Annotated in this window: 12 protein-coding genes and 1 other RNA gene; 8 read left to right on the plus strand and 5 right to left on the minus strand. The window is 40.3% G+C overall.

Annotation, left to right across the window (positions count from 1 at the left end; genetic code table 11):
• The first annotated feature begins 9 nt into the window (after positions 1 to 9).
• On the plus strand, positions 10 to 1467 hold the full coding sequence (locus QOL23_RS02505) for a Ni/Fe hydrogenase subunit alpha (RefSeq protein WP_283400009.1): 1458 nt from the start codon (positions 10 to 12) through the stop codon (positions 1465 to 1467).
• On the plus strand, positions 1464 to 1907 hold the full coding sequence (locus QOL23_RS02510) for a hydrogenase maturation protease (protein ID WP_283400010.1): 444 nt from the start codon (positions 1464 to 1466) through the stop codon (positions 1905 to 1907). The genes QOL23_RS02505 and QOL23_RS02510 overlap by 4 nt, the downstream gene beginning before the upstream one ends.
• A gap of 56 nt (positions 1908 to 1963) precedes the next feature.
• Here the strand turns inward: QOL23_RS02510 and QOL23_RS02515 are convergent, their stop codons facing one another.
• Together QOL23_RS02515 and lepA are read right to left on the minus strand one after the other, a co-directional pair.
• A complete protein-coding gene (locus QOL23_RS02515) occupies positions 1964 to 2503 on the minus strand; it encodes a Uma2 family endonuclease (RefSeq protein ID WP_283400011.1) in 540 nt (179 codons plus the stop codon).
• 34 nt (positions 2504 to 2537) lie between these two features.
• Complete coding sequence (gene lepA / locus QOL23_RS02520) at positions 2538 to 4334, minus strand: translation elongation factor 4 (RefSeq protein WP_283400012.1); 1797 nt, start codon at positions 4332 to 4334, stop codon at positions 2538 to 2540.
• 85 nt (positions 4335 to 4419) lie between these two features.
• Here lepA and ssrA point away from each other — a divergent pair.
• Positions 4420 to 4772, plus strand: a transfer-messenger RNA (tmRNA) gene (gene ssrA / locus QOL23_RS02525).
• A gap of 9 nt (positions 4773 to 4781) precedes the next feature.
• Here ssrA and QOL23_RS02530 read toward each other — a convergent pair.
• Together QOL23_RS02530 and QOL23_RS02535 are read right to left on the minus strand one after the other, a co-directional pair.
• Positions 4782 to 6467 carry an oxygen-binding di-iron domain-containing protein gene (locus tag QOL23_RS02530; RefSeq protein WP_283400013.1) on the minus strand — a complete coding sequence of 562 codons (1686 nt, stop codon included), beginning with the start codon at positions 6465 to 6467 and terminating at the stop codon, positions 4782 to 4784.
• 21 nt (positions 6468 to 6488) lie between these two features.
• Positions 6489 to 7142, minus strand: coding sequence for a thioredoxin fold domain-containing protein (locus QOL23_RS02535; RefSeq protein WP_283400014.1), 654 nt, complete (start codon positions 7140 to 7142; stop codon positions 6489 to 6491).
• Positions 7143 to 7202: 60 nt separating this feature from the next.
• Between QOL23_RS02535 and QOL23_RS02540 the strand changes: the two genes are divergently transcribed.
• From QOL23_RS02540 to QOL23_RS02555, 4 genes are all read left to right on the plus strand, one after another.
• A complete protein-coding gene (locus tag QOL23_RS02540) occupies positions 7203 to 7697 on the plus strand; it encodes a DUF2391 family protein (protein WP_283400015.1) in 495 nt (164 codons plus the stop codon).
• A gap of 14 nt (positions 7698 to 7711) precedes the next feature.
• Complete coding sequence (gene fabG, locus QOL23_RS02545) at positions 7712 to 8434, plus strand: 3-oxoacyl-[acyl-carrier-protein] reductase (RefSeq protein ID WP_283400016.1); 723 nt, start codon at positions 7712 to 7714, stop codon at positions 8432 to 8434.
• Positions 8435 to 8489: 55 nt separating this feature from the next.
• Entirely contained in the window at positions 8490 to 8723 is a 234-nt protein-coding gene (gene acpP, locus QOL23_RS02550) for an acyl carrier protein (protein ID WP_283400017.1), read from the plus strand.
• A gap of 106 nt (positions 8724 to 8829) precedes the next feature.
• Complete coding sequence (locus QOL23_RS02555; RefSeq protein WP_283400018.1) at positions 8830 to 9258, plus strand: bacteriohemerythrin; 429 nt, start codon at positions 8830 to 8832, stop codon at positions 9256 to 9258.
• Here the strand turns inward: QOL23_RS02555 and truA are convergent.
• Entirely contained in the window at positions 9255 to 10007 is a 753-nt protein-coding gene (gene truA / locus QOL23_RS02560; RefSeq protein ID WP_283400019.1) for a tRNA pseudouridine(38-40) synthase TruA, read from the minus strand. The two genes, QOL23_RS02555 and truA, sit on opposite strands and share 4 nt — an antisense overlap.
• Before the next feature lie 84 nt (positions 10008 to 10091).
• On the opposite strand from truA, the gene QOL23_RS02565 reads away from it, so the two are divergent.
• Complete coding sequence (locus tag QOL23_RS02565; RefSeq protein WP_283400020.1) at positions 10092 to 11234, plus strand: cation:proton antiporter; 1143 nt, start codon at positions 10092 to 10094, stop codon at positions 11232 to 11234.
• Positions 11235 to 11246: the final 12 nt, after the last annotated feature.

Genomic DNA, 11246 nt, shown 5'->3' on the forward strand with positions numbered 1-11246 from the left:
GAGGAAACAATGAGAAAGGCTGAAATAGAACCAATTACAAGGCTTGAAGGTCACGGCAAAATAACAGTTTTCCTTGACGATAACGGAAACGTTGAAAACGCCTTCCTTCAAGTTGTTGAATTCATGGGATACGAAAAGTTCCTTCAAGGAATGCCGATAGAAGAAGTGCCGAGAACCGCAAGCACAATTTGCGGCGTCTGCAGAGCCGTTCACTTTTCGGCATCACTAAAGGCTGCAGACCAGATATTTTCCGCTGAACCCCCTCCTGCAGCCAAAAAAATCAGGCAGCTCTTACTTTTAGCCCACCACATAGAAGACCACACAGAAATCCTCTACGCTTTAGGACTGCCAGACTTCATCTGCGGACCAACCGCACCACCGCAGGAAAGAAACCTGATTGGCGTAGCAAAAAGAGTAGGAAAAGAACTTGTAAAAGACATACTTCAGAAGCGCTTTTCAGCAGCAAAAATCGTTGAAATTTTAGGCGGAAAGCCCGTTCATCCAGTCGCAGCAGTGCCGGGAGGCTGGGCTAAAAAAGTAACGGAAGAAGAAAAAGCCGAAATAGAAAAACTTTCCGACGACCTTTTAGAACTCGGAAAAATGACCGTTGAACTCTTTAAAGAAATTGTCGTTAAAAATCCCGAATACTCAAAATTGCTGAAAGAAGAAAACTTCAACGTCGTTACCAACTACATGGCAACAGTTGACGAAAACAACAAAGTCACCTACTACCATGGCACTCAGGTTGTAGTATCGCCAGAAGGTAAAGAGATAGTCAGATTTACAGGTAAAGAGTATTTAGACGTTTTAGCGGAAAAAACCCTTCCGTGGAGCTACGCAAAATTCCCATACCTCAAGCAGAAGGGCTGGAAAGGTCTTGAAGACGGCAAAGACACCCACCTTATCAGCGTAGGACCTTTAGCGCGCTTCAACGCTTCTGAAGGCTACTCAACGCCTTTAGCTCAAAAAGCTTACGAAGAAATGGTTGAATTCTTCGGTGGAAAACCTGTTTACAACATCTTCGCCTACCACTGGGCAAGGGCAATAGAGATACTCAACCAGGCAGAACTGATAAAGGAACTTCTCAAATCCCCTGAACTCACAGACGAAAAAGTCGTAACGCCACCGGGCAAAGTAACCGGTGAAGGCGTTGGAATAGTTGAAGCACCAAGAGGAACGCTCATTCACCACTACTGGACAGATGAAAACGGCTTTGTAACAGACGCTAACCTGATAGTGCCAACCACCATAAACAACGGCGCAATTCAGGTAGCCGTAAGAAAAGCTGCTAAATACTTTATTAAAGACGGCAAAGTTGACGAAGGAACTCTTAACCTAATAGAAATGGCTCACAGACCTTACGACCTGTGTTTAGCCTGCGCAACCCACGCTTACCCGGGACACTATCCAACAAACGTGATAGTTTACAGAAACGGCAAGAGAATAAAGGAACTGAGGAACTATTGAAGGTAATAGTTGTAGGCATCGGAAACCCCTCTTTCGGAGACGATGGAGCAGGATTTGAAATAGTTGAAAGGCTAAAAGGAAGGGTGGCCACGTGCCACCTTCTTTTCCCTTCCCTTGAAATTTTAGAAAAAATCAAAGGCTACGACTTAGCCATTTTAGTTGATGCCGTTGATATAGGGCTAAACCCGGGCGAAATAGTTGAATTCTCAATTGAAAAAGGAAAAAACAAAGAACGCTTCGGCGGTTTAACCCACACCCTTTCAATGGAAGAGATAGTCACAACCGGCTACGAACTCTTTCCCGACGAAATGCCTCAAAAAGTTATCTTCATCGGCATTCAGGTAGAAAGCATGCCACCTTTCACTAAAGGCTTGAGCCCACCCGTCAAAAAAGCAGTTGAAGAAATCTCAAGTAAAATACTGTTTGCTTCTTTAAAGTAATTCTTTCCTTATAAGAAGGAAATTCCGTCTCGAAGATTTCCCTTTAAAAAGGAAAGTCAAACTCTTTCCCAAACTTTTTCAATATCTACTTCAAACGGACACTTGATTTTAAAAATGAAAGAACCTGTGTCGCTGTCAAATACCTTTTCAAACTTTCCACTTTTTAACTCAAAAACTCTCATCTTTCTAATGTCCGGGTAAACAAGGGCGTAAAACTTAACCTTTTCTCTCTCGTATAGGGCAAACTTTACGTTTTCGTCCTTAAAAGCAGTAGATTTAGAAACTATTTCAAAAACAACTTCTGGAGTAAACTTTAAATGCTCATCTACCCGTTTACACACAACTACCAAATCGGGTCTTACAACGGTGTGTTCATCAACTATCCAATCGAGTTCCTGATAGACAAAACACTCTTTTGGACAGTTTTCAAGCTGCTCTTCTATCTGCTTTGCAATGAGAAAAGATGCTCTTTGATGTTTACCGAAAGGGGACGGTGCCATAGCAAAAGGTATGCCTTCTATTAGTTCCCAGTCTCCCTCCCAATACTTATAATCTTCTACTGTATAACGAGGCATAAATTCTTTTGCAGTATTCATTCTATCCTCTAAAGCGTTCAATCTCTATTATAAATTAGTCCACTTTCAGGACAGCTAAAAACGCTTCCTGTGGAACTTCTACCTTACCAAGCATTTTCATCTTCTTTTTACCTTCTTTCTGCTTTTCAAGGAGTTTCTTCTTTCTCGTAACGTCACCACCGTAACACTTGGCAAGAACGTCCTTCCTCAAAGCTTTAACGTTTGAACGGGCAATAATTTTGTTTCCAATTGCTGCCTGAATGGCGACTTCAAAGAGTTGTCTCGGGATAATCTCTTTTAGCTTATCAACTAATTGACGCCCTCTCTGGTAAGCTTTATCTTTGTGAACGATAACGGAAAGAGCATCAACAGGTTTTCCGTTTATAAGAATGTCAAGCTTTACAAGTTCAGATGGCTTATAACCAGCAAGCTCGTAGTCAAAAGAAGCGTAACCTCTTGAAACGGACTTTAACTTATCAAAGAAGTCAAAAAGAATTTCGGAAAGAGGCATGTCGTATCGCAGTTCTACTCTTGACTGGTCTAAGTAGGTAAATCCTGTTTGAATACCTCTTCTATCCTGACAGAGCTGCATAATAGGTCCAACGTATTCAGCAGGCGTAATAATAGAAGCTGTAATATAAGGTTCTTCAATTCTTTCTATCTTTTCCGGTGGCGGCATCTCTGCCGGGTTTTGAACGTCAACGACGGTACCGTCTTTCAGATAAACCTTGTAAATAACGCTCGGTGCAGTTGCTATAAGGTTTAAACCAAACTCTCTCTCAAGCCTTTCTTTTATCACTTCCATGTGAAGAAGACCCAAAAATCCACACCTAAACCCAAACCCAAGCGCAGCAGAAGTTTCCGGTTCAAAGAAAAGCGCAGCATCGTTTAACTTCAGTTTTTCCAGAGCTTCCTTCAGGTTCTCGTAATCGTCAGAATCTACAGGGTAAAGTCCCGCAAATACCATCGGCTTTGCAGGTCTAAAGCCGGGACAGGGCTCATCGGTTGGATTTTTAGCGTCCGTTATCGTGTCGCCAACCTGCGTATCCTCTATGTTCTTAATGTTTGCTGCAATCCAGCCAACCTCTCCGGCAGAAAGCTGGTCTAACTTAACCATTTGAGGAGATTGTGTTCCGACTTCCACAACTTCAAACTCTTTATCGTTAGACATAAGCTTTATGGTCATTCCCGGCTTTATTACGCCGTCAAACACCCTGATAAAAGGAATTACCCCTTTGTAGTTATCGTAGTAAGAATCAAAAATCAAAGCTTTCAAAGGCTTATTTGGGTCACCAGAAGGCGGAGGCACTTTCTTCACTATCGCTTCTAAAATCTCCTTTATTCCAATTCCTTCTTTAGCAGAAGCAGGTATGGCATCGTCAGGGTCAAGCCCTAAAACTTCTGCAATCTGCTCCTTTACCCATTCAACGTTGGCGCTCGGCAGGTCAATCTTGTTTATAACAGGAATAATTTCAAGCCCGGCGTCTAAAGCCAAAAAGAAGTTGGCTATCGTCTGCGCCTCAATCCCCTGCGTTGCATCAATCACTAAAAGCGCCCCTTCACAGGCAGAAAGGCTTCGTGAAACCTCATAAGTAAAGTCAACGTGACCAGGCGTATCTATAAGGTGCATCGTGTAAGTTTTTCCATCATCAGCCTTATAGTTCATTCTAACAGCGTTAAGCTTTATGGTAATACCTCTTTCCCTTTCAAGCTCTAAAGTATCAAGCATCTGTTCTTTTAATTCTCTTTTTGAAACCGTTCCGGTAAACTCAAGGAGTCTATCTGCAAGCGTTGACTTACCGTGGTCTATGTGAGCAATTATGCAAAAGTTCCTTATCAGTTCCTGATTCATTCTTACCCCTTTCAAAAAGAGTTTTACTGAAATATAGGAGTTTGCAGAAAAAAAAGAGAGGGCTATATTATAGAACAGAAATAATGGGGGTGAATGGTTTCGACGGGGATGCAAAGGCTCGGATAGCGGCAGGTCGAGGAGCCAACCTCGTAAAAAAGGCACCCAAGATAGTTGCCAACGAAGAACTCGCTCTCGCTGCCTAATTAACGCAGCGACGTCCCCCGAAGCTCCGCCCGTCGGCTTCGGGTAGGGCGACAGAGAGACGGGCTGGGTAATCCCTCTCGCCCTCGGAGGGATTACCGAGAAGTCAGAGGGCTGGCTTCGGGGCGCCTGCCCGTGGGCTAACCCCGGAGCGAGAAGAAAAAACACGGGCTAAGCCTGTAGATGCTATCCGGGTCGCATCTCCGGACGCGGGTTCGAATCCCGCCACCTCCACCAAATAAAAAGTCATTTACAAATTACCCTGTTTCTACCAGAACGTTTGGCTTCATATAGATTTTCATCAGCTCTTTCTATAAACTCCTCAATGCTCATACCATCTTTATACTCGGTAACTCCCGCACTAATGGTGACTTTAATGCCTATATCCTTACAAAAAGAGTGGTTTTCTATCTCTTTTCTAATTTTCTCCATTTTCTTACATGCACCAGATAGTCTGGCAAAAGGCATGACAATTACGAACTCCTCTCCACCATATCTGGCAACACAATCAGACACTCTCACACTCTTACGAAGAATAAGGGCAATCTCTTTTAGAATACAGTCACCGATAAGATGCCCGTAAGTATCGTTAATCTTTTTAAAGTGGTCTATATCTATCATCACCAGCGATAGAGGAAACTTAAATTGTTTCCTCTCTTCCAACTTTGCCTTTAAATATTCAAAGAGATAACGCCTATTGTAAAGTCCTGTCAGCGGGTCTTTTGTGGCTTTCTCAAATAGTTGTTTATTTTCTCTTTCCAAAAACTCATATGTTAATTCTCTACTTAGAGATATAGAAAGTGGCACTGAAATTTTCTTGAAAAGAACTTCCAAAAACTTTCTTTCTTTTTCACTCAACTCCCGTTCAGTTTTTATACACAAAAATCCTATTTTGCCTTCGTTGGTTTCCAAATCTATAGAAAAATCACATTCATCCTTAGATGGAAACTCCTCCCCCACCTCTTTCAAAACTTTCCCATCCTTCACCCAAATAACAGCAACCCCATCCTTACAAACAGGCGTTCTACCAGCTACAAGTATCTCTTTAACGTGAGGAACTTCTTCCTTTATATGGTTAAGTAAGTTAACAAGCAGTTTGTCAAACGAAGATGATAGTATCGCGTCTTCAAAAAATTGTTTTAAAACTTTATCCGTTTTGCCTAATATGAATAGGTCTGTTTCTTTCTCGTCTAATAGGTATAGTCCGCATTCTAAGTCACTTAGAATTTTCATCACTTTAGGTATCATGTCTTTCTTTATGATTGAACCGTGTTGTGGGGCGATTAAAACCGGGTCTTTTTCTTTTATCTGCCTTAGGGCAAAGTTGAGAATAACGCTTGAGGGCATGTAGTGTTTGTGAAATAGTTTCAGTCCTTCGTAGTATTCTTCTGTGTCTTCTGCGTAAAACATGAATTTGTCGGATATGGCTCCCATAATGTCGCTGGAAAAGAGTGTCTTCGTTTTTTTGTCAAAGGTGCAGAAGGCTCCGGGAAAGTGAGCGTATGGGGTAAATATGAATTCAAGTTCTCTGTCGCCTGCTTTTAGTTTCCAGCCTTCTTTGTCTACTAAGTAAAAGGGGGTTTTCCATTGGTAGTGTTTTAGGAGCATGTACGCTCGCCAGTGGGTTACGACGCGTCTGTCGTCTCTTTTGGGCATTATGGATTCAAGTGTGTTGTAGCAGCCTACAATGTCTGGGTCTTGATGGTGCATTATGATGTATTTTATATTCCTTAGTTTCGTTACTTCGCAGATTTTCTCTAAAACAATAGGAAAGGTAATCATACTTCCCGGGTCAATCAGAATGCTTTCATCTCCGTTGCGGATAAGGTAAACGTGACATTGAAATGGGTCGTTGGGAACTACGTATCCAACCCAAAAGATGTCTTCGGCAATCTCTATTGGTTTCGTTAAGTCAAGCCCTTTCGCAGCCATAAAATCTCCCAATCCAACAAATTATTTAACGGAATTCAAAACCTCTTCTACCCCAAGTTTCATTGTACCATCGGGAAATATGAAAACCGGCGTTCCAGTAATCCCATATTTTTTAAATACATCTTCCACAGTCCAAACTTTAAGCTTTCCGCTATCACACAGCTTCCAACGTTTAGGAACGTTAAAAAAGTCTTTCAATCCTTTCCGTCTGCAGAAAGCATCAATGGCTGCAAGTTCCTCTTCTCTTTTAAAGCCTACAGGTATAAATCCAATTCTGTACTTTGAAAGAAAGTCTTTTATCTCTTTCCTGTGAGCTCTACAAGCTTCGCACAGGGGGTTTGTAGCAATTAAAAGAAGTTTCTTACCTTTACCGGCATAAAAAAGGACGTTAGACTTTATTATCTTGTAATCCCTTTCAGAAAGTTTGGGGGTTGGAACGTTTAACAGCATTCCCTCTATTATCTTCTTTCCATCGGCGGATAGAAAGAACGTTTCTCCTTCATTTGTGTTTATCTGGCAGGCATTGAAAGGTTTTAGTGGTTTCAAGGATTTAACCGTAAACGTTCCTTTGGAAATTCTTGTTATAATCCACTGAGCTTTAGAAAGTGGAGGACATAAATCGGAAGGTAGAGCAAGGTTTAAAGGTAAAACCGCAAGAACTGAAACCAACAGCAAAACTTTAACCTTTTGAGCAATCATGATTTTGAAATTATATTACATCTTCAGGTAAAGAAAATGACAGACCAAGAGATAAAGAAAGAATTTGAAACAATAAAAGAGGAAATAGAGCTTTTGGAAAAACACCTTTCAAACATAGAAGGTTCATTAAAACAGGAAAAAAGCTCTTTTAATTTCAACGATTTTATTCAGGAACTTACAGGAGCTATTATCTTAGCGCTTCCATTTGCTACAAACGCAGATATATGGGAAATCTCCAAAAGCATGTCTTGGATTCATGCTGTCTGTTTGCTAATAGCAATGGTATTTGGAATATACATGTTCATTAAGTACTCTAATTTCGGCAACTGGAAAATCCAAAATGTCGCAGGCTTCTTACCACTGAGGTTAATAACAAGTATCCTTATCTCTATGGTTGTATCTGCCCTTATTCTAATAGCTTTAGGCATATACCCTGCAATCGTAGATAACGTTAACTGGTTTGTAAAAACAATCATTTTAGTGAGCATTTTTTCAGTCATCGGAAGTATAGGACTTGATGCAGCAAAATAATTAAGGGGGTTGAAATGAACTTTGAAGGAAAAGTGGTTTTAGTAACAGGAGGAACGAGAGGTATTGGAAGAGCAATCGCAGAAGCGTTCAAAAACGCAGGTGCTACAGTTTATATCACTGGAACGTCTGAAGAAAGAACAAAAAAAGTTGCAGAAGAGTTGGGCGTTAAAGGCTTAAAAATGGACGTAACAAACAGGGAAGAGGTAAAGAAGGGCGTTGACGAAGTTTTAAAAGCGGAAGAAAAAATTGACGTTTTAGTAAACAACGCAGGAATAACAAGAGATACTCTGTTCATAAGAATGAAAGATGAAGATTGGGACGCAGTTATAAATACGAACCTGAACGGCGTATACAACGTAACTAAAGCAGTTATTCCTGCAATGGTAAAACAGAGAAGCGGAAACGTAATAAACATCTCTTCAGTTGTAGGTTTTACGGGGAACGTGGGACAGGTTAACTACTCTGCTACAAAGTCTGCTCTTTTAGGTTTTACAAAATCACTTGCAAAAGAGTTAGGCGGAAGGAATATCAGGGTAAACTGCATAGCACCTGGCTACATAACAACGGACATGACTGAAAAGATACCCGAAAAAATCAAACAGGAACTTCTTAAGTCTATTCCCTTAAAAAGAGAAGGAAAGCCGGAAGAAATTGCAAACGTTTGTTTATTTTTAGCTTCAGACATGGCTTCTTACATTACAGGAACTGTGATTCACGTCAACGGTGGACTTTTTTAGCTGTTAGACTATAATTCCACCCGATAATATAAAGCTGTTAAAGAGGAGGTTAACGATGGAAAACATCGAACAGAAAGTTAGAGAAATCGTAGCCGATAGACTTGGCGTTGACCCTGAAGAGGTAACACCTGAGGCTTCATTTATTGAAGACCTTGGTGCAGATTCCCTTGACACTGTTGAATTAGTAATGGCTCTTGAAGAAGAGTTCGGAATTGAAATTCCTGACGAAGATGCCGAAAAAATCCAAACTGTTGGAGATGCTATAGAATACATCCAGAAGCACCTTTAAGACTCCTATTGCGGGCTTTTCTCCGCCCGCTTCATTGATTTTTATCATTTAAATCTCCGGCTCTCTGCATAGTTTAATCTTATAACTTGCGAAAAGGAGAATCTTTATGTTAATTAACCCCCAAAAACTGCCTGAAGTACCTTATGAAGGAATGAACTTAGTTCACAGACAAGAAGTCCAGATACTCAACCAACTCTACGATGCACTGAAAAAAAACGAACCAGAAGAGAAGATAGAAAAACTCTTAAGAAGCTTTGAAGAGGATTTAGAGAATCACTTTTCTTATGAAGAAGACTTGATGAGGCGGACGGGATTTTTTGCCTATGAGTGTCACCTTGAGGAACACAACAGAGTAAGAAAGGAAGTGAAAGAAGTTATTAATCAGTGGAAAGAAAGTAAAAACAACGAACTGCTAATAGAGTATTTCAACGAAACGTTCAAGAACTGGATAGTGGAACACGTATTAACCATGGATACGGTAACAGCTCAATGGATTAACACGGTTATAAACGGGTTACCTTTCAGCACAGGCTAAAATGGATAATCGTCGTAATATACCTTTTCAAGGTACAAGCCATCGGGTGGAGCTAAGTAAGGAGCCTGTGACCTGTCTTTAGCGTCTAAAATCCTTTTCACATCTTCCGGTGAAAGTTTGCCCGTTCCTACTTTAACCAAAGTTGCAACTATTACTCTCACCATATGTCTGAGGAAAGAACGTCCCCAAACTCTGATTTCCAAAGCGTTGTCCGAAAACTCAAAAGCTATTTTATTAATCTCTCTTATCGGATTGATTTCCCTTTTCCTATCCCTTTTTGAAAAGGAAGAAAAATCGTAAACACCTATAAGGTAAACAGAAGCAGTTTTCATCGTTTCAAGGTTCAATTCAAAGGGAATAAACCAGGAACGCCTATACTCAAAAGGACTCGGAGTATCTCTGTTGAAAATCTTGTACAGGTATCGTTTGCCGGTAGCTGAAAACCTTGAATGGAAACCTTCAGGAACTTCTTCTACCTCTACAATTTTAATGTCAGGAGGAAGTAATCCATTCACAGCCTTCTTTAAATTACAGAGGGGAATATCCCTATCGGTAAAGAAGTTAGCAACCTGCCCAAAAGCGTGAACGCCGGCATCTGTTCTACTTGCCCCTATCAATTTAACAGGATGGTTAAGTATCTTCTCCAAAGCCTTCAGTAATTCTCCTTGAATGGTAGGTTTTTTAGGTATCAACTGCCAGCCGTAATAGTTTGTCCCCAAATACTCTATCGTTAGCTTGATGTTTCTCATTTCAACTCTTCCATTAAAGTTTTCTTATTAGTCTATAAAGATTTTGCATGCTAAAATCACCTTACACCTTTACAGGAGGCTTGTTTGAAGCTTCAAACAGAAAGTCTCATAGTTAGCTTTTTAATTATACTCGCAGGAATTGGAGCGTTAGAAATAGGTTTTTCTTCTTCTATATTAGAAATCTTAGCCGGGGTTTTTGCTTCCAACTTCCTAAAATTAGGAGACCTCAAATGGATAGACTTCCTCTCTAACCTTGGACTATTAGGTTTAATGTTTTTTGCAGGACTTGAAACAGACCCGGAACTCATGAGAAAACACTTCTGGAAAAGTTTATTCATCGGTTTCTGTTCTTACTTTTTCCCTCTTATAAGTATTTTTTATGTTTCTCATTATCTTTTGAATTATTCGTTTGAAGCATCTTTACTAATTGGTATAGCTCTTTCTACAACTTCTTTAGCTCTGGTGTATCCTTTGCTAAAAGAGAAAAATCTACTTTCCCTTCCAGCAGGTCAAATTCTGTTAGCAGGCGCCATGGTTGTTGATATATCCAGTATGCTTACGATGAGCTTCCTATTTGAAGGGATAAATATTTACAACCTTCTGTTCTCTATTGCCCTTCTCCTACTTTTGTTTAGACTTCCCAAATGGGGAGAAAAACTTTTTGAAAGGTACGCAGGAAACCAGATAGAGTTTAGAACTCGTTTTATCATTGTAATTCTAATTGCTTTAGGTTTTCTATCCGAAACTGTTCATATAAACGAAGCCGTTTTAGCCTTCACAACAGGTATATTTTTCGCTGAGTTTTTTAGGAAAGACGTTAATACGGAGAAAAAAATCCGCGCCCTCATTTTCGGCTTTTTAGCTCCTTTCTTCTTTTTCAAAGCAGGTTACTCAGTAAAACTTTCTGTGATATCCCCAAAAGTGATTTTCCTATCCTTCGTTTTAGGAATCATCGCCTTTCTGACAAAATACTTAGGTACGGTATACGCAACAGCCAACCTTTTTAGAAGTGCCGTTTACAAATTAGCTGGCTTATTCTTTAACATGCGATTGACTTTCGGTATTGTCGCTTCTTTGTTTGGACTCAATGCAGGAATAATAGATGAAGAAACTTACGTTGCTTTACTTTTAATAATAATAACAACCTCCGTTATAGCATCTATCGTGTCTCACAGACTCCCCCACGAAACGGAAGAAGATTTTTTAGAAGATATACTGAAGTTGTGAAAACACCTATCT

It is taken from the genome of Desulfurobacterium pacificum, from assembly GCF_900182835.1.
Classification (GTDB): domain Bacteria; phylum Aquificota; class Aquificia; order Desulfurobacteriales; family Desulfurobacteriaceae; genus Desulfurobacterium_B; species Desulfurobacterium_B pacificum.